22 protein-coding genes and 2 pseudogenes are annotated in these 22,100 nt (G+C 41.3%); 17 read left to right on the top strand and 7 right to left on the bottom strand.

Annotation, left to right across the window (positions count from 1 at the left end):
• Window positions 1-71: 71 nt before the first annotated feature.
• Window positions 72-278, bottom strand: a complete 207-nt coding sequence (locus tag PN470_RS04635) for a hypothetical protein (protein WP_002740011.1) — start codon at window positions 276-278, stop codon at window positions 72-74.
• Window positions 279-508: 230 nt separating this feature from the next.
• Between PN470_RS04635 and PN470_RS04630 the strand changes: the two genes are divergently transcribed.
• Complete coding sequence (locus PN470_RS04630) at window positions 509-1,120, top strand: Uma2 family endonuclease (protein ID WP_272103850.1); 612 nt, start codon at window positions 509-511, stop codon at window positions 1,118-1,120.
• Window positions 1,121-1,212: 92 nt separating this feature from the next.
• On the opposite strand, the gene PN470_RS04625 is transcribed toward PN470_RS04630, so the two are convergent.
• Both PN470_RS04625 and PN470_RS04620 read right to left on the bottom strand, forming a co-directional pair.
• Complete coding sequence (locus PN470_RS04625) at window positions 1,213-1,467, bottom strand: hypothetical protein (protein ID WP_002750132.1); 255 nt, start codon at window positions 1,465-1,467, stop codon at window positions 1,213-1,215.
• The gene (locus PN470_RS04620; protein WP_272103848.1) at window positions 1,464-3,170 is read right to left on the bottom strand and encodes a potassium channel family protein; all 1,707 of its coding nucleotides are present in this window, start codon (window positions 3,168-3,170) and stop codon (window positions 1,464-1,466) included. Before PN470_RS04620 ends, PN470_RS04625 begins: the two co-directional genes overlap by 4 nt.
• 150 nt (window positions 3,171-3,320) lie before the next feature.
• Between PN470_RS04620 and PN470_RS04615 the strand changes: the two genes are divergently transcribed.
• From PN470_RS04615 to PN470_RS04560, 12 genes and pseudogenes are all read left to right on the top strand, one after another.
• Window positions 3,321-4,211: a DUF4351 domain-containing protein gene (locus PN470_RS04615; protein WP_271938266.1), complete on the top strand. Its 891-nt coding sequence runs from the start codon at window positions 3,321-3,323 to the stop codon at window positions 4,209-4,211.
• 57 nt (window positions 4,212-4,268) lie between these two features.
• Window positions 4,269-4,649: pseudogene (locus PN470_RS04610) on the top strand (DUF4351 domain-containing protein); the annotation flags it as partial.
• 219 nt (window positions 4,650-4,868) lie between these two features.
• A pseudogene (locus tag PN470_RS04605) lies at window positions 4,869-5,128 on the top strand (element excision factor XisH family protein); the annotation flags it as partial.
• Between the two features lie 161 nt (window positions 5,129-5,289).
• Window positions 5,290-5,676 (top strand): hypothetical protein, encoded by a 387-nt coding sequence (locus PN470_RS04600; protein ID WP_103111509.1) that lies wholly within the window; start codon window positions 5,290-5,292, stop codon window positions 5,674-5,676.
• Window positions 5,677-6,145: 469 nt separating this feature from the next.
• On the top strand, window positions 6,146-6,829 hold the full coding sequence (locus PN470_RS04595; protein WP_272103845.1) for a PEP-CTERM sorting domain-containing protein: 684 nt from the start codon (window positions 6,146-6,148) through the stop codon (window positions 6,827-6,829).
• Between the two features lie 94 nt (window positions 6,830-6,923).
• A complete protein-coding gene (locus PN470_RS04590; protein WP_103111510.1) occupies window positions 6,924-7,139 on the top strand; it encodes a hypothetical protein in 216 nt (71 codons plus the stop codon).
• Between the two features lie 187 nt (window positions 7,140-7,326).
• Window positions 7,327-7,551, top strand: a complete 225-nt coding sequence (locus PN470_RS22095; protein ID WP_071821099.1) for a type II toxin-antitoxin system RelE family toxin — start codon at window positions 7,327-7,329, stop codon at window positions 7,549-7,551.
• Window positions 7,552-7,766: 215 nt separating this feature from the next.
• A complete protein-coding gene (gene larE / locus PN470_RS04580) occupies window positions 7,767-8,576 on the top strand; it encodes an ATP-dependent sacrificial sulfur transferase LarE (RefSeq protein ID WP_272103842.1) in 810 nt (269 codons plus the stop codon).
• A 264-nt stretch (window positions 8,577-8,840) separates the two neighbouring features.
• Window positions 8,841-9,851 carry a permease gene (locus tag PN470_RS04575; protein WP_271938255.1) on the top strand — a complete coding sequence of 337 codons (1,011 nt, stop codon included), beginning with the start codon at window positions 8,841-8,843 and terminating at the stop codon, window positions 9,849-9,851.
• 24 nt (window positions 9,852-9,875) lie between these two features.
• Window positions 9,876-10,667, top strand: a complete 792-nt coding sequence (locus PN470_RS04570) for a TIGR03943 family putative permease subunit (protein WP_002750118.1) — start codon at window positions 9,876-9,878, stop codon at window positions 10,665-10,667.
• Window positions 10,668-10,706: 39 nt separating this feature from the next.
• On the top strand, window positions 10,707-12,185 hold the full coding sequence (locus tag PN470_RS04565; protein ID WP_271938252.1) for a hypothetical protein: 1,479 nt from the start codon (window positions 10,707-10,709) through the stop codon (window positions 12,183-12,185).
• Between the two features lie 30 nt (window positions 12,186-12,215).
• Window positions 12,216-13,592 (top strand): aldehyde dehydrogenase, encoded by a 1,377-nt coding sequence (locus PN470_RS04560; RefSeq protein ID WP_271938250.1) that lies wholly within the window; start codon window positions 12,216-12,218, stop codon window positions 13,590-13,592.
• A gap of 11 nt (window positions 13,593-13,603) precedes the next feature.
• Here PN470_RS04560 and PN470_RS04555 read toward each other — a convergent pair whose 3' ends face one another.
• The 3 genes from PN470_RS04555 to PN470_RS04545 all read right to left on the bottom strand — a co-directional run bounded on the left by PN470_RS04555 (window position 13,604) and on the right by PN470_RS04545 (window position 15,953).
• On the bottom strand, window positions 13,604-15,013 hold the full coding sequence (locus PN470_RS04555; RefSeq protein ID WP_271938247.1) for an isochorismate synthase: 1,410 nt from the start codon (window positions 15,011-15,013) through the stop codon (window positions 13,604-13,606).
• A gap of 236 nt (window positions 15,014-15,249) precedes the next feature.
• The gene (locus PN470_RS04550; protein ID WP_002739790.1) at window positions 15,250-15,654 is read right to left on the bottom strand and encodes an NIL domain-containing protein; all 405 of its coding nucleotides are present in this window, start codon (window positions 15,652-15,654) and stop codon (window positions 15,250-15,252) included.
• Between the two features lie 32 nt (window positions 15,655-15,686).
• Window positions 15,687-15,953: a hypothetical protein gene (locus tag PN470_RS04545; RefSeq protein ID WP_002740128.1), complete on the bottom strand. Its 267-nt coding sequence runs from the start codon at window positions 15,951-15,953 to the stop codon at window positions 15,687-15,689.
• Window positions 15,954-16,056: 103 nt separating this feature from the next.
• Here PN470_RS04545 and PN470_RS04540 point away from each other — a divergent pair, with 103 nt between their 5' ends.
• From PN470_RS04540 to PN470_RS04530, 3 genes are all read left to right on the top strand, one after another.
• Complete coding sequence (locus tag PN470_RS04540; RefSeq protein WP_002750106.1) at window positions 16,057-16,608, top strand: thioredoxin family protein; 552 nt, start codon at window positions 16,057-16,059, stop codon at window positions 16,606-16,608.
• 104 nt (window positions 16,609-16,712) lie between these two features.
• Window positions 16,713-17,066: a hypothetical protein gene (locus tag PN470_RS04535; protein ID WP_002793156.1), complete on the top strand. Its 354-nt coding sequence runs from the start codon at window positions 16,713-16,715 to the stop codon at window positions 17,064-17,066.
• On the top strand, window positions 17,035-18,951 hold the full coding sequence (locus PN470_RS04530; RefSeq protein ID WP_271938242.1) for a hypothetical protein: 1,917 nt from the start codon (window positions 17,035-17,037) through the stop codon (window positions 18,949-18,951). Before PN470_RS04535 ends, PN470_RS04530 begins: the two co-directional genes overlap by 32 nt.
• A 32-nt stretch (window positions 18,952-18,983) precedes the next feature.
• Here the strand turns inward: PN470_RS04530 and ftsH are convergent, their stop codons facing one another.
• Window positions 18,984-20,948, bottom strand: a complete 1,965-nt coding sequence (gene ftsH / locus PN470_RS04525; protein ID WP_271938239.1) for an ATP-dependent zinc metalloprotease FtsH — start codon at window positions 20,946-20,948, stop codon at window positions 18,984-18,986.
• 132 nt (window positions 20,949-21,080) lie between these two features.
• Between ftsH and ccsB the strand changes: the two genes are divergently transcribed.
• Window positions 21,081-22,067 carry a c-type cytochrome biogenesis protein CcsB gene (gene ccsB, locus PN470_RS04520; protein WP_002739901.1) on the top strand — a complete coding sequence of 329 codons (987 nt, stop codon included), beginning with the start codon at window positions 21,081-21,083 and terminating at the stop codon, window positions 22,065-22,067.
• Window positions 22,068-22,100: the final 33 nt, after the last annotated feature.

Below are 22,100 nucleotides of genomic sequence, written 5' to 3'. Positions count from 1 at the left end.
TTTTATTGTTTTATTAATTGATGATCACAAGGCGATCGCTCTTTCTATTCTATTTTGATAAAAAGCGATCGCTAAAAAGAAATTTCTCGGTCGTTTGTCACACAATCCTGAAGATATAAATCAATTAGTTCCTGATAAGAAATTCCTTTTTCTTTTGCTTTTTTTTCAAAGAAATCAATGACATCAATCCTTAAAGGTAAAGTGACCTGCCGCTTGAGTTGTTGAGCAAAAGGATTAGGACGACTTTTCATATTAGCGAGATCATACTCTGATTTCATAAACAATAACCTCGATGAGGACAGTATAGTATTTTGGTTAAATTTAACGACTCAATTATAATACATACAATCAAATTAACGATAGTTCGCTCTTAAAAAATTTTTCTCTCTCACCTCAGAAAAACTGTGATCGCCGTTCTAATTCTATTTTGATAAAAAGCGATCGCTTCCCCACAATCCCTAAAAAATAACCATAAAATTAATTAATAGAATATCGGAGAAAGACAAAGATGATTATCGCTCAAGAAAAACCAACTATTGCGACAGTCACCAAAACCCCTGTCACTTTGGAAGCGTATCGGGCGATCGCTGAAACTTCTCAGGAACGTTATGAATATTGCCATGGAGAAATGATTCTTATGCCTGGAGGAACCGCAACCCACAGCGCAATCGCGATCAATATCTCGGTTTTTTTGGGATTTTTATTGAGAGATAGGGATTTTCGTCTCTATAACAGCGATCTGCGGCTGTGGATTCCTGAATATAATTGTGGAACCTATACCGATCTCATGGTTGTTAACCATGAACCAGAATTTAACGGCGATCGCAAAGACGAAATTCTTAATCCTTTATTTATTGTAGAGGTGCTTTCCCCCGCCACAGAAGCCTATGATCGAGGTGATAAATTTAGAAAATATCGTTCCCTGCCAAGTTTTTGTGAATATCTGCTCGTTAGTCAAACTGAACCCTACATTGAGCAATATTTTAGACTCGCACAGAGCAATCGCTGGCAATTGCAAACCTACGATCAACTTAGTCAAATAATCCCTCTAGAGAGTTTAAACGTTGAACTTCCCTTGCTAGAAATTTATCGTCGTGTTAGTTTTGCCGCAGCCTCATAAATCCCTTAATCCGATTAATAACCTTTCTATTTTGTTTGCATAAAAAGCGATCGCCCCACAGTAAGGAAGCGGTGAGAAGTAGTTCATTAGAACTATTCAGGATAGTTAGGCAGAGAATGATATTGAAAGATGCCAAAGATACTGCCGACACTGCCGACACTGAGAATACTGCCAACACTGCCAATACTGAGAATACTGCCGACACTGCCAATACTCAGCATACTGCCGATACTAACCAGACTTAAAATGCTGCTGGCACTAGCGAGACTTAAAATACTGCCGGCACTGCCTAAACTCAAGATACAGCGATAACTAGCTTTGCTCAGATAATTAAGACCGGAAATCATTTTAAATCGGGGAAAGATTGGGGAATAGTTAGGGAAGTATTTTGCCAAACCTGTTGTAAACGCATAGCCGGCATAGTTAGATAAAGAATATCACCTTGATCGAGAGTAATTTCCAGTAATTGCCAACCGTGGATAGTTTGACCCTGTTTTTCTAGGTAAAGCGGCACAAAATCGGCATTCATCGCCGCTTCCTTGATAATTTGCCCCATAAAAGGATGATTAGGTGTGATTAATGTAGCCAAAGCAACCCAGAGGAGATCATCGGTCATGCCATTACCGAGAATTCTACCGCCCAAAGCGGCCGCAGCGAAGGAATAGGTAGCCAGATCCCGGGGACATAATACCGTATCAAAATCAAAAACCTCTTGAATCGATCGCCCGAATTGTTCCTGAGAGCAGCGTAAAACTAGATTAATTTTAGGAGCGATCGCTTTAGCAGTGAGGGCAATCTCCACATTAATCATATCCTCGTAAGTAACCACGATCAAAGATTCAGCGTTGTTAATATTAGCCGTTTCTAGGGTAGCCACTAGACGCGCATCCTCGATGATAACGGGGATTCCCCAGGAGCGCACGGAATGCAAAAATCTATTATTGGGGTCCGATTCAATCACCACCACTTCACAGCCTTGCTCGTGCAATTGTCGCACGATCCGGGTGCCGATACCTCCTAAACCACAGATAATGTGATGATTGCGGACGGGAATGCGGGTAGCATCCCAAAACTGCTTAAAGCGACTACCGAGGATAAAATCGTTGAGGAGAGCATAACAGATACCGATAACCCCCGCACCGACAATCATCATGACCACGGTAAAAATTTTGATACTATCGGGGGTAGATTCGGCCACTTTTTCGTTACCTCCGGCGCCGGTAATCATCCCGACAGAGAAATAGAGGGAATCGACGAGGGAAATTTTTTGATTAACGCTGAGATAGGTAATGGTAGCAAGGGAAATCATCCCCAAGAGGGAAAGGGTGACAAGAATTACCGGTTGGACATAGTGCTGATAGGGACGGAGATTGAGCAGATTTCTCAGCCACTTTTGCAGTTTAAAACGCTGTTTTGCCTTAATTGTCGGTTTATTGCCGATAATGAGATGATCGCCAGTTGCGAGTTTTTTGCCTAAAAGAACTGCGGAAACCAGATCGATTTCGTCGTGAGCGGGGAGATAATAGATTAACATCCGGGCCGGATCGTCCCAAAGTTCGTAGAGGGGTAATCCCCACCAAGGATGATTTTCCTCGATAATTATCTCTTGAATTGGCCAAAGGCGATCGAATAGCTGTAATTGACCGATAGCTTTATTACCAAGGGCAGCAAAGGAAAAGATCGGGGCTGCTAGGGAAGCAACGCTCATGCTAACGTGAGCAGGGAGGGTTTGATCGAGTCTTTCTCCTAAAGTTTCGTTAAATAGTCGGTTAACTATCCGAATTTTCGGGTTAATTATCCTTGCGCGGGTGAGAATTTCCAGATTGAGTGCGTCGTTATCGATGGCCAAAACTAGGGTTTCTGCATCTGGAAGGCCAGCTTGCAGGAGAGTTTTAGGAGAGCAGGGATCGCCGATAATAATATCAGACTGGTATTCACAGACCATTTGGCGATCGCTAATCGCTACTACTGCCGCAGATTGTTGTTTGAGTAAACAAAAGATTTTATAACCCGTGCGACCTAATCCACAGACGATGATTTGCGGTTTCATTCGTCGAGCGCGTTTTTTGCTGATTAACCTTTCATTTGTAGCGCAAAAACTAGGAAAAATCTGTAACTAAAGCTGCAATGCTGCCAATTTTCCTAATCAGGCTTTGAAGATGATAAAATAACCCTGATCATCGATTGAATCACTTCAGCCTTGACTCGCTTTCTCTGGGATAAATTTAGTAAAGATTACCTCGAAACTTTTCTTGCTTCTTGCGGTGACGTGAAAACTAGCCTTGATGTGACGGCAGAAACTCAAGAAATCGATGTGTATTTTCGACCGACTTCCCCAGAAATACCGCCCGAATTAGGTTTATTAGGCCGATTAGCTCAAACCCCTTGTCTATTGGAACCCTATCGCAATCCGGTCACGATTGATGGCATTATTGCCTGTTTATCTAAACTGTTTACTGTGCGGGAACAATTACAAAGAGAAGCTCACCGCAATCAACAACCCTTATTAGCAGAAAATATTCCTAGACTATGGATACTAACTCCTACGGCCAGTCAAAGAATTATAACTGCTTTTTCCGCTCTCAATCATCCAGATTGGGGAGAAGGAATTTATTTTTTACCTCCAGCATTAACCACATCCCTTATTGTCCTGCATCAATTACCCGAAACCCCTGAAACCCTTTGGTTAAGATTATTAGGTAGAGGAGGAACCAGAACCAGAGCGATTGATGAATTAGAGTCCTTGTCTCCTAGTCATCCCTTTAAATCAGCTTCCTTAAAATTATTATACAATTTGAGTAGGAACTTGCAAGCCTTACCCAAAAGAACCCAGGAGGAGAGAAAATTTATCATGCGTTTAGCCCCTTTATACGAACAAGATAGAGAAGCAGCGATTCAAAAAGGTAGAATCGAAGGGATTCAACAAGAAGCATCCAAGTTAGTGCTACGCTTGCTTAAGCGACGTTTTGGTGAATTGCCCCCGCATATCACCGAAACTATTCAAAAACTCTCAGTAGAAAAATTAGAAGACTTAGGAGAAGCATTACTAGACTTTGAGACTCAAGCTGACTTAATTAATTGGCTGAACTAATAAATAGGCTTTGAAGATGATAAAATAACCATCATCATTGATTGAATCACTTCAGCCTTGACTCGCTTTCTCTGGGATAAATTTAGTAAAGATTACCTCGAAACTTTTCTTGCTTCTTCCGGTGACGTGAAAACTAGCCTTGATGTGACGGCAAAAACTCAAGAAATCGATGTGTATTTTCGACCGACTTCCCCAGAAATGCCGCCCGAATTAGGTTTATTGGGCAAATTAGCTCAAACCCCTTGTTTATTGGAACCCTATCGCAATCCGGTCACGATTGATGGCATTATTGCCTGTTTATCTAAACTGTTTACTGTGCGGGAACAATTACAAAGAGAAGCTCACCGTCATCAACAACCCTTATTATCAGAAAATATCCCTAGACTATGGATACTAACTCCTACTGCCAGTCAAAGAATTATAACTGTTTTTTCCGCTAAAGAAAAGTTATTATAAATCCAACAAAAAAGATTACAAGGAAGAGCGACTATTCCCGCAGCTGAGGTGGATAAAATATATGGGATAGAACCTTAAATGAGCTATTCTGTTACTTTTGAACCAGAGTCGATAACTTATTTAGATTTGATCACCGATTTTATCAGACTTAGGATTGTTAATAAAATTAAATATAACTAATGAAATTACTTTTTTAGAACCATGCCAGCAAAAGATATTTACCATGAAGCCGTGAAAAATGCCTTAATTAAAGACGGTTGGAGTATTTTAGCTGATCCTTATAAAATTAAATATAAAGATGTTGAATTTTTGCTGATTTAGCAGCAGAAAAACCTTTGGCTGCTGAAAGAAATGGACGTAAAATTGTTGTGGAAATCAAAAGCTTTTTAAGTCCCTCACCTATGAGATATTTTGAAATAGCTTTAGGACAATATATTTTATATCGAAATTTAATCAGTCTTGCCGTGAGTTAAGTTATCGGTAAATCTTGCCTCGAAATCTGAGGTTTATAAAAGAAGCTTAAAGGAGCTATTCTGTTACTTTTTAACCAGTTTATCCCTATGGGTAACAAGAATTTGAGGTATAATTATAATATCTCTATAAACCCGCATAAAAAAAGTTTATGGCTATTTCAATTACTTTAACCCTACCTGATGAGATTTTTAATCTAGATCAATCCTTAGCCCATTCAATTAACCGTGATCTTAATGATATATTAGTAGAAGCGATCGCTTTTTCTATTAGTCCCAATTATCAAGGCGAAAAAATCTCATCCCTAAATTCATTATCAGATGAAGAAATTATCAAATTAACTCAATTACAAATGGCATCGGAACAAGATCAAAGATTAAGCGAGTTGCTCAATCAACAACAAGAGAGGGATTTATCAACCTTTGAAAATAGGGAACTTTGGTCATTGATGCAAATTTATCAAATAAACTTGTTAAAGAAGGCACAAGGATTAAATGAAGCGGTTAAAAGAGGATTAATTTCACCCTTAGAAGCATGAATCCTAGCCCTATTCCCGACTATATTAAAGATAAAATTCGCCAACAAGCTAATACTAAATCTGGTTATTAAAAACTGATTATTTATTCCCCCTTTTGCATGAGGTTCTCTCCTTTATAAGTAGCCTATACTCAACGGATTTAGTATAATTGCTGATTGTCGGTATTCCTGCAAATGTAAGATGCACCAGGTCAATTTATTGCGGCGGAACCTAGGAGCAAAGGTGATAATTTCGGTCAAAGAAATAAGTAGAGGTAGAACCTCGCTTATCTGCATTCCAAGCTATAACCTGGCTTAGATTAACGAGTCAATAACCTAAAACTATTTTAAATATAAAAATCAATAAAAAATCATGATCAAATAACCCTTGACTTCCCCCCCCCCCTTGTGATAGCTTGTGTTGCATGATATTGGCGCAAAACTAGCGTTAAATATGACCATATTTCCGTCCTATTATGGGCATCAAATCCATGAAAAAATTACTGACAATTTTAACCCCCTTGACTCTGATGGGGTTGGCTGGGGTTACTCCTGCTCAAGCGGCAATAGTAGCTGGTTGGAATGAATTTAACGCTTCTACGGCATCCTATCCCAAAGCGGCGGATACTGTAGGTGCGAATATAACCAGCACTGGGTTAGATACCGCCGGGATAACTCGGCGTAATATTAGTTTCGCGTTGGGTGCTGGAACCAACAGTTGGAATACAACTAGCACTGTCAATACCAACCAATACGTGGAATTTGCCGTGCAACCGGGTGCAGGTTTTCAGGTCGATTTTACTAACTTGCAACTCAATGCGCGGCATGATGAAACGCGGCTAGATTTGGTCTTGCGCTCTAGTGTTGATGGGTTCACCAGTAATTTAGGGACACAAGTTAGCCTAACAACTAGCTATAATACCTACAGCTTTGACCTAAGCAGTTTAGCACCCCAAACCGGACCGGTGCAGTTCCGTCTCTATGGACTGAATGCTGAGTCCGACACTGTCTACTTCTATGCTGTCAACTCCGCTAATGTTGCCGGGGGTGGGTTTGTGGCTCTTAATGGGGATATCACTCCTGCTCCAACGGTTTCAACCCCGGAACCTAGTGGTATAGTGAGTTTAATCGCTGTTGGTGCGTTGGGTGCCGCTTCCCTTCGTCGTCGGGGATAAATTATCCTTGGCAGGGGCAACTACAGAGGGGTTGCCCCGAAATCTTGATATAATCGGGAGTGAGATCAATTATCTTTTCTGAATAGGGGCAAATATGCAGATAAAAGACATGACTCCCCAAGAGTTACAAAGTTTAATCCGTAATACAGTAGATGATACTCTAGATGAATACTTCGGGGATCCGGATGAGGGAAAACAAGTTAAAGAATCTTTTAAACAAAAGTTATTAGAAATCCAACAAAAAAGACTACAAGGAAGAGCGACTGTTCCAGCATCTGAGGTTTATAAAAGATATGGGATAGAACCTTAAATGAGCTATTCTGTTACTTTTGAACCAGAGTCGATAACTGATTTAGATTTGATCACAGATTTTAAGTAGCTGGTTATAATTAAATTAAAAATGGATTTTAGGTTCGATCCCCCCTGCCCCCCTTGATAAGGGGGGTGCCGATCCCCCCTTAGTCCCCCCTTTAATCCCCCCTTGATAAGGGGGGCATCTGAAAGTTTTTAATACCTACCTACTTATCAGACTGAGGATTCTTAATAAAATTAAATGGTTAGCTATCAACTTTGAACAGATAACTCCCCTACCTCTTACGAGAGAATGGTCAGGGTTTTACAAATTAAGAGTAGGAGATTATCGGGTTATTTATGAATTTGATCGAGAGAGTAGGATAATTATTATTGTTAGAGTAGGTCATAGAAGTGAAGTTTATGACTAAATACTTACTAAAATAATTGGGATCAGCAATAAGCTAAGACGCATTTTAACCGCCTATCCTTATGATAGCGAGATTATTTTCTAGTAAAAATTGCCAAAGACAGCCCAATTATTGACAAAATTATGGCAGTATAAATCGAGCGGTAGCCCTGATTAATTACGGCACGGCATATAATAAAAAACGGTCTCCCTAAACCAGTTGCCAAAATCGCCGCCATGCACAGTCAATTACTCGATAAACTCGGACAATTACAAAACCTCTTAAAAACCAGCGAAAAAGCTCTGATTGCCTATTCTGGGGGCGTGGATAGCACCCTAGTGGCAAAAGTGGCCTATGATCTGCTAGGGAGTCAAGCATTGGCAATTACGGCGGTTTCCCCTTCCCTACTGCCGGAAGAATTGGAAGAAGCGATCGCTCAGGCCGATCATATCGGTATTCCGCATGAATTGGTGGAAACCGAGGAAATGAATAACCCCAATTACACCAGTAATCCCGTTAATCGCTGTTATTTCTGCAAAAGTGAGCTACACGACACCCTTAAACCCCTTGCTCTAGCTCGTGGTTATTCCTACGTCATCGATGGCGTTAATGCTGATGATTTAAGGGATTATCGTCCCGGGATTCAAGCCGCTAGGGAGCGCGGCGCTCGTTCACCTTTGGCGGAAATTGCTATCACAAAAAGCGAAGTTCGTCAACTATCTCGTTACTTAAATTTACCTTGGTGGGATAAACCGGCGCAACCCTGTTTAAGTTCCCGTTTTCCCTACGGGGAGGAAATTAGCCTGGAGAAATTGCAAAGAGTCGGACGGGCGGAGATTTATCTGCGAAAATTAGGTTATCGTCAATTACGGGTGCGATCGAGCGGCGATACGGCACGGATTGAATTACCAGCAGCAGAAATCCCCGACTTTATTAATCGGACAAATTTAAGCGAATTGGTCGCTGATCTGCAAAAATTAGGCTTTATCTATGTCACCCTCGATCTAGAAGGTTATCAAAGCGGCAAGCTTAATCGAGTCCTCTAGTTCAGTGATCAGTGATCAGTAAACAGTAATCAGTGGACTGAAAACTCAAATCTGCTCTAACAGTTATCTTAATGGTGAGGTACGAAGCTTTCCTTTTGGGGAGTAGGTCGTCAATACCAAATTGGGTTATACTTCATCTTGACGAGAAAGGCTGTAACGGATAACTGGTCACTGATAACTGGTCACTGATAACTGATAGATGAACCTTTGTCTAGGGTTCCTCAGTCTTTACCCTTAAACCTCTAATTGCCAAGGCGAGGATAGATGAGTCAACTACAAAATGCCTTTACCCTATTCCTGAGCCTGTTGGTGGAAGCGATGCCTTTCTTACTGTTAGGGGTGATTCTCTCTAGTATTCTTTTAATATTTGTCGATGAACGTCGCCTAGTTGCCTTGATGCCTCGCAATGCTGTTTTAGGAGCATTTGTGGGGGGATGTATTGGGTTTTTGTTCCCCGTCTGCGAGTGTGGCAATGTACCCGTGGCGCGACGTTTACTTGTGCAAGGAATGCCGAATGCAGTAGCGGTTAGTTTTCTCTTAGCAGCGCCGACAATCAACCCGATTGTTATCTGGTCCACTTGGGTAGCTTTTCGCGATCAACCGGAAATTGTTTTCTATCGAGTTATCTTTTCTTTGTTCATCGCTACGGTTATCGGTATTATCTTTAGTATCCAAAAAGATCCCCGACCGCTCCTACAAACCTCTTTGGCAAAAAGCCTCAATTGGCAACCGGAAACACCGGAAAAAGAATCTATCCCACTACTACTACAATCCGGTTCTTTTCTGATCGGTAATTCTGGCAAAACTTTGCGCTTAGACGAAAGTTTTGTCGCTACTGCTGTCCTACCGGCGGTGCAAGCTATCCCGATGAAAAGGCGCTGGTTAACTTTTCTAGAAAACGTGGTGATGGAATTACGCGAATTAGGAGGAGTGTTAATCTTAGGAAGTGCTATAGCGGCCGGTTTACAGGTGTTTGTTCCCCGGGAATTTATTCTTAATTTGGGTCAGGATCCGATTACTTCGATCTTGGCAATGATGCTGTTAGCGGTCATTGTTTCGATTTGTTCCACAGTTGATTCTTTTTTTGCTCTCTCCTTTGCCTCTAGTTTTACCAGTAGTTCCCTGCTGGCTTTTCTAGTGTTTGGTCCAATGATTGACCTGAAAGGGATTGGTTTAATGTTGTCTATTTTTAAACCGAGAATGTTAATTTATCTCTTTGCTTTAGCAGCGCAAATGACTTTTTTACTCACCTTGGCTCACAGTTATTTATTTTAGGTCAGTCCCTAGATAGTTTTTCCCATGAATTCATCACGTCTAAAAATAATCGCCCCCCAATTTATCGATATTATTGCCCTAATCGGTTGGGGTTCATTACTATTTAAATACTGGATAACTGGACAATTAAATTTACTGATCCATCCTAATTATTTTATTCTTGTTCTCATCACCAGTATTGCTTTATTTGCCCTAGGATTAGTCAAGCTTTGGACATTATTAAAACAGTGGCAAAAAAAGATTAATTTAGATAGTAACGATAATCGATCGCATATTACCATTCTTCCCCAACATTTTGGCTCAGGTTTATTAGTAATAACTGCCCTTTTAGGCCTATTTATCGCTCCGCAGCCCCTCAGTAGTCAAATCGCATTACAGAGGGGAATTAGTGAATCTTTACCCCTAACTCGCGTGCAAACTCAATCCTTTGGTACTACCGTTAAACCTGAGGAAAAAAGTTTAATTGAATGGGTAAGAACTTTGAATGCTTACCCCGAACCTGATGCCTACACAGGACAACCGGTAAAAGTCACAGGTTTTGTGGTACAATTACCACAACTACCCGATAATTATTTATTAATTAGTCGCTTTATTCTTACCTGTTGTGCCGTGGATGCTTATCCCGTTGGTTTACCAGTGAAACTATCAGGAAGTCGCAGTCAATATCCCAATGATACCTGGTTAGAAATCACCGGAGAAATGGCCACGGAATCTTTACCCGTAGAGGTAGGAAAATCAACCACCAGAAGACAATTAGTAATTAAGGCCAAATCCGTGAAACCTATACCCACTCCTGCGGATCCCTACGGATATTAACAGTTAACTGTTATCAGTTGTTTCTAACCATCTACTATAATGCTGAAAACCTTACAACTACAACCGATTGATAAATTAGCGATAACATTAATTGTATCCCTAACCTTAGTAATTGGTGGCTTAATTTGGTTGGGTAATAGCTGTGGTAATCAATGTCTTTTACAAACTGGTCCAAGAGTCAAGGAATTTAGCTGGGAAAATCGAGAAATTGGAGCGGAAGATCAAGCATTTATTATCACTTTTGATCGCCCCATGGATCATGCTAGTGTAGAAAAAAATCTAGTTATCGATCCTGCGCTGCCGGGGAAGTTTAGTTGGGCCGGAAGACGATTAGCTTATACCCTCACTTCTCCCATTCCCTACGGAGAAAAATATCATCTGCAAATTGAAGGTGCGAGGGAACAATTTCCCAGCGGTAATCGATTAGGACAAACCCTGGCAATTTTTGAAAGAGAATTTAAAAGTCGCGATCGAGCTTTTGCCTATATTGGCACTAATGGGGAAGAACAGGGAAGATTAATTTTTTATAACTTGACCGAGGAGAAGAAAACCGTCTTAACTCCCGCAGATTTGACCGTTATGGCTTTTGAATTTTACCCTGATGGTAAAAAAATCCTCTTTTCGGCCGTGGCGAAAAATCAGGGAATACAGGGAATTCGTGAACTACAGCTTTACCAAGTTGATTTTGGCCAATCTTCCCCAAAAATTGAGTTAGTGCTAGACAATAAAGATTATCAAAATAATCATTTTGATTTATCTAAAGATGGGGAAACTATTGTCGTGCAGAGAATTGAGCGCCGCAATCCGATTAACTTCGATTTATGGGCAGTTAAATCGGGGGAAAAACCCAAACAATTAAACATTCAAGGTGGAGAATTTTTGATCGCACCTGATAGTAAAACTTTGGCTGTCACCCAGGGGGAAGGAATCGCACTTTTGCCTTTAAAAACTGAAACAAAACCCCTGGATTTTTTACCAAAATTTGGGCGAATTTTGAATTTTTCTGCCGATGGTACGGCCGCAGCAATGGTGAATTTTAATACTGATAATGCCAAAATGCGTTATATTCGATCGCTTTTTTATGTCAATAATCAAGGATTACAAAAACGCTTACTCAATCTACAAGGTTCGATTATAGATTGTCAATTTAATGCCACTGGTAGTGATTTATATTGTTTGTTAACTGAGTTAGTTACTAACAGTCAAGAGTACAAAGAAAAACCCTATTTTGCTAAAATAGATGTGAAGACTGGTCAAGTGACTCCCCTACTGGAATTAGCCGATTATCGTGATATTCACATTAGTTTATCTCCCGATAGTTTAGCGATTATTTTTGATCAACTTCGCACCAGTTATGATACTAATCCGACTAATCCCTTGACTACTGACTCAGGAGAAACAATTATCGGTGGTCGTTTGTGGATGTTAATTCCTCCCCTACAAGATGGAGTGAAAGCAAGTAAATCTGATTTAATTGAATTACCTCTAGCGGGAATTCGTCCCCAATGGATGCCATAGAATTTCATTATTAACTTAGGAATTATTTCGATGCTGTCAAACTCAGAAAAATTAGCCAAATTGCGTCAGTATTTTGTTAGTGGTGCCACTCGTTCCTATCAATTCCGTCGTCAGCAGTTAGAGAAGTTAAAACAGGCAATTATTAAATATGAAGGAGAGATATATCAAGCTTTATATAGGGATTTAAAGAAAAGTCCCGAAGATTGTTGGATTACTGAAAATGGTTTCCTTTTGGGGGAAATTAATAACGCTTTAAAAAATTTGCGCTCATGGATGCAACCCAAACCTGTTAAAACTAATCTCTTAAATTTTCCTTCCTCCAGTCAAATTATTCGGGAACCTTTGGGAGTGGTGTTAATTATTGGTGCTTGGAATTATCCCCTCCAATTGTTATTAGTGCCTTTAGTTGGTGCTATTGCTGCCGGTAACTGTGCGGTATTAAAACCGAGTGAATTTGCCTCAGCGACGGAAAAATTAGTAATTAAAATAATTCAAGAAATATTCCCTGAAGAATATGTGTTAATTGTACCCGGAGATGGTGCGGAAGTAATTCCGAATATGTTAGACAGTTTCACCTTTGATCATATATTTTTTACTGGCAGTACAAGGGTAGGAAAAATTATTTATCAACTAGCGGCAGAAAAGTTAATTCCTGTTACTCTAGAATTAGGGGGAAAAAGTCCCTGTGTTATCGAAGCTGATGCTAATATTTCCGTGGCAACTCGTCGCATTGCCGTGACAAAATTCTCTAATTGTGGTCAAATGTGTATCGCAGCTGATTATGTTTTAGTACATCAATCCCAGCAGGAGAATTTGATCAGAGAATTAGCTAATACTATTGTTAATTTTTTTGGTGAAGATGCCAGATTAAGTGCTGATTATGGTAAGATAATTAATGATAAACAATTTGATCGCCTGATTGACTTGCTCAAAGATGGTGAGATTGTTTTTGGTGGCAAAACTGATCGAGAAAATTTATATATTCAACCAACTTTATTAACTAATGTTTCCCTTGATGCTCCTATTATGCAAGGGGAAATATTCGGTCCAATTTTACCGATCATTGCCTTTAGCACTTTTGAGGAAGCTTTAGCAATTATTGCTAAAAACCCTAACCCTCTAGCTTTTTATCTGTTTACTACCAAGGCAAATACCGAAAAGAAATGGTTAGAATCAGTCCAGTTTGGGGGAGGTTGTATTAACAACAATAGTTTTCATTTTACTAATCCTAGTTTACCCTTTGGTGGTCGAGGAAATAGCGGTATTGGTAGCTATCATGGTCGTTTTTCCTTTGAGAATTTTAGTCACCAAAAAGCGATTATGAAAACACCTCTTTGGTTCAATCCCGCTTTAAAATATCCGCCTTTTGAGGGTAAATTAAACTTATTTAAGTTATTAGTTCGCTAAAAAGCTACAGTTTAAGTTAAAGCTTTTAAGAGAGCTTGAAATTTCAGCTGAATTTCTGCTAGTTCTTTTTCTGGATCGGAGCCGGCAACAATACCCGCACCGGCGTATAATCGCGCTTGATCGCCTTTAATTAATGCCGAACGAATACCAACAATAAACTCACTATTATTTTGACAATCAATCCAACCCAAAGGAGCGGCATAAAGAGAGCGATCGAAGGTTTCATAATGACGAATTTGTGCTAAAGCGATCTCGGTGGGAACCCCAGCAACAGCAGGAGTGGGGTGTAGTTGGGCAACAATTTCGAGGGGATGGATAGAGGGTTTTAGTTTGGCATGGATAGGAGTCCAGAGATGTTGAATATTGGAGAGTTTTAACAATCTAGAGGGAGAATTTTGCGGATTTAAGCCAATTTGTCGCAGTTTTTGGTTAATAAAGTCACTAACAGCCCGATGTTCCCGTTGTTCTTTTTCACTAGCGAGGAGTTTATTGGCAAAAAGAGCATCTTCGATCGCATTTTCTCCCCGGGGGGCGGATCCCGCTAAAGCATCGGTGATTAATTGCCCCTGATGGACAGTTAACAATCGTTCGGGACTAGCACCGATAAAATGATCTCCCCGTCCATTGCCGAGGGAAAAAGTGTAGCAATCGGGATGACGCTGACGCAAATTATCGAGACAGTTTACTAGATGAAAAGGACGAGGAGAAATCACGTCAAGAGCGTGAGCGAGGACAATTTTGCTAAATTTTTGAGCATGGATAGATTGGATGGCATCAGCAACAGCCGCTTGAAAATTATAGGTAGGATGAATATAATAACTACAGGAATCCTGGCGAGGATTTTGTCGGCAATTGCTGGAGTTATTTTGGATAATTTTGAGGTTATTAATAGTTTCTTCGAGGGAGTTTTCTATTTCTTTTTCGCCGGTGATTAAGAGATTAGTCAGGAAAAAATATTCCGATTGTTTTTTGATAATTTGAAACTTAGGCAGGGTTAGGGTAGCTGAGGGAAAGGGGGTAGCTGTTGCCGAGTCGAAAAAAGTGAAACTACAAAAGATGCGGGGAGTAATCTCGCTATAGTTATCAATTTTAATAATTCTTTGTTGACAGTTTTCAATAAATTTTTGAGCTTTTAAAAAACGTTGTTTGCCGTGGAAAGTAGCAGTAAAAGCGATGCCGTAGCCGAGAAAAGCAGTTTCTCGTTCGGGATTTTCCCAATAACAATGGGTGGGATAGCTAGAAGCAATCCGAGAGAGAATTTCTAGGAGATCAAGGGGGGAAATTTTTTGACAAAAACTGACGATCGACCGATTTCCCTTTTCTGCGGCTAACAGTTGCGGGTTGAGGATAAAGTTATAGAGGCCGCGAAGATCAGCAATCGGACTATCAGGATAGGAAAGGCGAGGAACGGCAGAAGTCATGTCAAGTTTTTTGTATTTTTTGCAAAAAAAACCATGATTAATGGTATGTAATCCCCACAGATGTGGCCAGAGTCAAGGCTCTCTTTTTAACTATGGTATCGGAGAAAGGGTCTTTAGGCAGAAAGCGAGCGGGATATTTGTGGCGATTAACCTCCTTGGCAACACATCAAGGCTTAAAATCTCCAGAGATGGCTATTATTTAAATGGGCAAAAAAATTAATTTAATAATTTCTATTTTACAAGTTTGTGGAAATTGCCACCACGGGACAAGTGGGGATACATTGTTCACAAACCACACAACGGGAACGCAAAAACTTAAGACGAAAACTTTCGGGATCAAGGGTTAAAGCTTCCGTGGGACAAACTCCCGTACATAAGCCACAATCGACGCATTTTTCTTCATCAATAACGATTTCGCGACTAACTTGGGAAACGCCAATATTTTGTAATTGTAACCATTCGATCGCCGCTTCTAACTCATCGATATCTCCCGATAATTCTAATACTAATGTTCCCACTTGATTGGGGGCAACTTGGGCGCGGATAATATTAGCGGCGACGTTAAAATCCTTTGCCAGTCGATAGGTAACGGGCATATGGACGGCTTTTTTGGGAAAAGTGAGAGTAACGCGTTTTTTCATGCAGCCTTTCCAATCAAAGAATCTTTTTTTGCTTATTTGCCGAAAACGGCTGGAATTACAATAGTAGCAGTGGCGGCAACGATCAGACCAAAAGCCAAATTAACTACCTGTTGATCAGCTTTTTGGTAGGTATCGATGCTAAGACTAAGTTCACGGATTTGGTTGATCACGTCTCCTAGCTTTTTTTCAATGTTTTGAACGTTACTTTCTAAAGTTTCTAATCGCCCCTCAATTGTATGAACGTCCCCTCCTAGCCTTTTTAGCTGTCCCTCTATTCGATCGAGTCTTTCTTCTGTCATAATTATTACCCATCTCTAACTTAATTGTAACTCAATCGACACCAATACTAAAAGAGCGCAGCAGTCGTTACAATAGGACAAAGTAAACTTTGATTAAATATCCATGACAGCCACCACACCCACCAACAAAACCAGAAATCTTCTGCTGGCAGTAACGGCAGTTATCCTTAGTGTAGCGATTTTCTTCGGCTTTCAAACCACCGCTAGTTCCGTATCTTTGGAAGCGCAAGCGGAAAAAGCGACACCTTTCGATCTTGCCGTCAGCAATGGTAAACCCACCCTGACAGAATTTTATGCTAATTGGTGTACCAGTTGTCAGGCGATGGCCCCTGAAATTGCCGAAATTAAAAAACAATACGGTAATGCCATTAATTTTGTTATGCTCAACGTTGATAATAATAAATGGTTGCCGGAAATTCTCCGTTATCGTGTGGATGGGATTCCCCATTTTGTATTTTTAAATAACCAAGGACAACCGGTTGCCCAAGCGATCGGAGAACAACCAAAATCAATTTTAACTGCTAATTTAGAAGCACTTTTAACTAATTCTACCCTACCCTATGCCACCACTACGGGAGAGACTTCTGATTTTAATATCCTTGTGGGTGCTAGTCAAACCGATCCCCGCAGTCACGGCAGTCAAGTTAAGCAGTAAGCAGTAAGCAGTTATCAGTTATCATTGGAAAGCTTAGGGCTGAAAGCTATCATTCAAGAGTCAACTATCAATCAGTACATTTCATTGACTAAAATCTTTTAACTATGGCGATTATTGTTCAACATTTGACCACAGGTAACGAATATATATTCCTAGGAGTTAGTGGGGGTGAAAGTAAGAATATTTTACCCACCAAAATGTTAGGAGATTTCTTCGCAACCGAGACTCCAGATAAATCGCGATCGGTGACGGTTTGTGATGATCAAGGCCGGATACTTTGGTTTCCCGTCACAGAAATAATTGTGGTGGAGGTAGATGGTCAAAAACCCGAAGAATTATTACCAGAAATTATCGCTCCTGAACCAGTTCCTTTACAATTAGATAAAGAGAATCAAACTCAGTCCCCAGAAAATCAAGGAAACATCGATGAATTTGCCGAAGATGACGATTGGATCTAGAATTAAATATCTAATTTTAGCGGGAATCATTGCCCTATTTACTGTAGGCTTTAACTCCCTCTATTCGGTTTCTCAAAACTTGATCGCTTCCTTCCCTGTTGCCGAAGTTGAAGCCCAATATCTTAACGATTGGACACCAGAATTAGAGGCAGAATTTCAACAAAGGGCAAAGCAAGTTATTAACCATTTTGCTAGGGCAGAAAGTTATGGCAATTTGTGGGGAGAAAACGAGAAAAAATCCTATGCTATGGCCATGTTTGATTTCTTGGCAGGAAACAGGCAAAAAGCCCTAGATTTCCTGCAGCAGGATGACCCACAAAAACGGGAACAGTTCCACACTGATTATATAGATTATTATTTTTCTTTTACCCTAAAAGGACAAATTAGAAAATATTTTCTTCTCGGAAAGTATCTCGATCCAGTTTATCGTCAGAGAATGTATAATGCGGCGAAAATTTGGACAGAAACCGACCCTTTACAACGGCCCCATCCTATCCACGGCACCGGCCAAGGAACGGGTAATGATTGGAGTATGAAAAGACGGGGTTTATGGGTAGATAGTCGCAATACTGATAACCTGCGAGCGATGCGCGAAACATCGGTTTATCTGATGGCCGAAGAAACAGGAAATGAGGCAACTCGTCAACTTTATAAAAGTAAAATTAAGCGCTACGTTTCAGCTTTATATAACATCGGGATGGGAGAATGGGATTCAGAAGTTTATCAAGGTCATACCTTTGCTGCCTATCTCAATCTCTACGATTTTTCTCAAGATACGGAAGTTAAACAATGGGCAAAAATGGCCTTAGATTGGTTATCCATGGCCGCTAGTGTTAAATATTATCGGGGTGGTTGGGGTGGCCCTGTAAAACGTGATTATGGTGATGGCCATGGCGTAATGCGATCACACGCAGGTCGCACTTTTTGGTTATACTTTGGTGATACTCCTGTCGCCAATAATCGCCAGGAATTGGACTCTCTTTATCTAATTACCAGTCATTATCGTCCTCCTTTAGCAGTGATGGAATTAGCCCGAAAAAACTTTAATAAACCGGTAGAAATTCTCGCCAGTAAACCCCTATATGAAAACTGGAAACCGGGCAATAATCAGAGTCCGGGTTATTGGGAAACTCAATTTATTGGGGCTAGTTATCAAATGGGTAGTCTGGCGGGAACTTTCCCCGATGGCGATGTGGCTCCGTTTAAATTCATGGCCTTTAATCAACACAAAGGAGTGGATTTTTTTGTGGCTAACACTGGCAAAAATGGCGTAAAACCGGGCAAAAATCCCGGGGATGAAATCGGACAATATCGTAATCTTTTAATCTGGTTACGTCCAGCAGACCAAGCTTTTTTCTGGCAATTACCGAAAACTGCCAAGGTAGAAAAAGATGATAATATCTGGTTTATTCAATTAGAAAAAACTTGGTTAGCCCTGAGATTAATAAATCTTTCTTCTCCTGAAATGATCGAGATTCCTAATTCCCCTTATCCCGATGATAATACCTACCAAGCTTTACCCACAGGTAACAATTATGCGGGTTTTGCTCTGGAAGTGGGGGAAGCGGCAACCCAGGGTAGTTATGAGAATTTCAAGAGCATATTTAAGCAAAAAAGTCAAGTAAATTTAACTCAAATTAAGCAAGGCAGGGTTTTATTTAAAGGCAGTCAAGGGCAGAGTTTACAATTGACCTATAATCAAATCAATCTACTGCCGATGTTAATTCGTAACGGTCAAAAGCACGATTGGTCAAAAAATTTCGCCCTTTATAACAGTTTAAGTCGAGATAACTCTCCCGTTTCTTTAGGATGGAAAGAGGGCAAATTAACCGTCAAAGCAGGGAAATATCAATTTTCTAATGCTTTGATTCTGTCTTCTCCTTAAGTTAGATATTCTGCACTATTTCTGAGGATTGCTCAGACCATTTGCGCTTGATTTAAGAATTCTTGCAATTTTTCTCCTTCGATTACTTCCGTGGTCAAAAGATTAGCAGTAATCGACTCTAATAAATTGCGGTTGTAACTAAGAATTGCTAGGGCTTTTTGGTAACTAGCGTCGATAATTTGTTTAACCTCTTCATCGATCGCTTTGGCCGTATTTTCCCCGATCGAACGCCTGGGACTACCCTGATTATTACCTAAAAAATTAGCCTGTCCTGTTTTATCGTAGGCTAGGGGACCCAAGGATTTACTCATACCATACATTGTCACCATTCTTTCAGCAATATCCGTCGCCCTTTGTAAATCATCGGAAGCACCATTAGTGACACTGCCAAAGATTAATTCTTCGGCTGCCCGACCGCCCAATAACATAGTAATTTGTTCTTTAAATTCGGTTTCTGTCATCAAAAAACGGTCTTCCGTGGGAATTTTCAGGGTATAACCCAAAGCGGATAAACCCCGGGGAACGATGGAAATTTTCTCGACGCGACCACCTCCAGGCATAACAGCACCAACTAAAGCATGGCCGACCTCGTGATAAGCGACGATTTTCTTTTCTTTTTCCGATAAAACCCGACTTTTCTTTTCTAAACCAGCGATAACTCTTTCTATCGCCTCTTTAAAGTCGATTTGACTGACTTTTTCCCGATTATTACGGGCAGCCAAGAGGGCAGCCTCATTGACGAGGTTGGCTAAATCGGCACCGGCAAAACCGGGGGTTTGGGTGGCGATCGCTTTGAGGTTAACATCTTCACCCATCTGGACTCGTTGGGCGTATATTTCCAAAATTGCCAATCGTCCCGCTAAATCGGGACGATCCACCAAAACTTGGCGATCAAAGCGCCCCGGACGCAATAAAGCGGCATCAAGAGTCTCTGGGCGATTGGTGGCGGCTAAAACGATGACGACGGCTTCTTTGGGACTAAAACCGTCCATTTCTGTCAAAAGTTGGTTTAAAGTCTGCTCGCGCTCATCATTACTGCCGCTAGTTCCCGATCCCGAACTTCTTGATTTACCGATCGCGTCCAATTCATCAATAAAAATGATGCTAGGGGCATTTTTCTTCGCTTGGGCAAATAGATCCCGCACCCGGGCTGCCCCAGTGCCGACAAATAATTCCACGAATTCCGAGGCCGAAATGCTAAAAAAAGTTACTCCCGCTTCTCCCGCGACCGCTTTTGCTAAGAGGGTTTTTCCTGTCCCCGGCGGTCCGACTAAGAGAACACCCTTAGGAATACGCGCCCCAATTTTATTAAAGCGCTCGGCATCCTTGAGAAATTCGACAATTTCCTTTAACTCGGTTTTTGCTTCCTCGGCCCCGGCCACATCACTGAAGGTAATCGGATATTTTTCGCCGTCTCCGTAAACTTTAGCGAGATTTTTATTAAAAAGCAGCGATTTACGCGTGTCATCGTTGCGATAGAACAGAAACTGCATGGCGGCGACTAAAATTAAGGGGGGAACCACCCAAGCGAGGAGAGTGCTGATCCAACTGTTTTCGGCCACAGGAATCGCCTCGAAGATTACGCCTTTTTGCTGTAATAGTTGGGGTAATTGGGGGTTATACACTGGAATCGTGGCCAAGACTCGTCCGGGGGCTAGATTACTGCTAGGTTTGCCCGCCAGAGAACTAGAATCACCGCGAAAGGGATTACTTGATCCCGGTGGATTAAGGGGGGGATTACCCAGAATAGGCAGGGATTCTAAAGGATTTTTTAATTGATAAAAGATGACTTGATTGCCAATTCTGACCCTACTGATGTCGCCCCGTTCCACTTTATTGATAAATTCGCTGTAGGGTTCGAGGGGAATATTGGATAATTCTGAGGGACGAGGGATAAGAAAATAGCCTAAAGCGGCAACACCAGAACAAATGATCAGGATTTTGCCTAACAGAGGCAAACGCGACCAGAAAAATTGATTATCTTCTTGATTAGTCATAATTTTTAGGGTGGGTCAGAGTGAAAATGCAAAGTTTATACTAACAATTCCCTGTCTCGATCGCCTTACCGATGGGATAGGATAGAGGATGGAATACTTGGTAGCGAGCGAGCGACAAACGAGAGAAATCCCATGAATTTAGTTAGCTTAGAGAACTTTCTCGATAACACTTCTTTTTTAGTCCTGTTTTTAACCATGCTGGTTTATTGGGCCGGGGCAGCCTTTCCTAGCATACCTTTGTTGCCGGGCCTGGGCAGCACGGGAGTGGCCATCGCTAACCTCTGTATCGCCGCTTTATTGGGAGCGCGTTGGTTAGAAGCGGGTTATTTCCCCATTAGCAATCTTTACGAATCTTTATTCTTTCTCGCTTGGGGTGTAACTGCGGTTCATTTAATTGCTGAGTACACTAGCCGCAGTCGCCTGGTGGGGGTGGTGACGACTCCTGTAGCCATGGGGATTACTGCTTTTGCCACTTTGTCCTTACCCGGAGAAATGCAAACTTCGGCGCCCTTGGTTCCGGCTTTAAAATCGAATTGGTTGATGATGCACGTTAGCGTCATGATGTTAAGTTATGCTGCTTTGATGGTGGGTTCCCTGATGGCGATCGCTTTTCTGATCGTCACGAGAGGTCAAAATATCGAGTTAAAAGGCAGTTCCGTGGGTACGGGGGCCTATCGTCTCCAAAATAAGTTATCTACCACTCTTTCTGCGCCAGTTTTCATGGAAACGGCTAACGGTGGCACAACCGCCCTTTTAACTCCCACCCTAACAGCGATGGCGACTCTTTCGCCCCAACGTCTTAGCTTGGCGGAAACCCTCGATAATATCAGTTATCGGGTCATTGGTCTCGGTTTTCCCCTTCTCACTATCGGTATCATCGCCGGAGCAGTTTGGGCGAATGAAGCTTGGGGTTCCTATTGGAGTTGGGATCCGAAAGAAACTTGGGCGCTAATCACTTGGTTAGTGTTTGCCGCTTATCTCCATGCCCGCATTACCCGGGGATGGCAGGGAAGAAAACCAGCTATTCTAGCAGCGAGTGGTTTTGTTGTGGTTTGGGTATGTTATTTAGGAGTGAATCTTTTAGGTAAAGGTCTTCATTCCTACGGTTGGTTTTTCTAAATCAGTTATAGGGGTGGGGTGTGGGGTGTGGGG

The sequence above is a fragment of the Microcystis sp. CS-574 genome (genome assembly GCF_028329095.1).
Taxonomy (GTDB): domain Bacteria; phylum Cyanobacteriota; class Cyanobacteriia; order Cyanobacteriales; family Microcystaceae; genus Microcystis; species Microcystis ichthyoblabe_A.
Note: the sequence above shows the minus strand (reverse complement) of the source record. Positions and strands in the feature narration are given on the sequence as shown.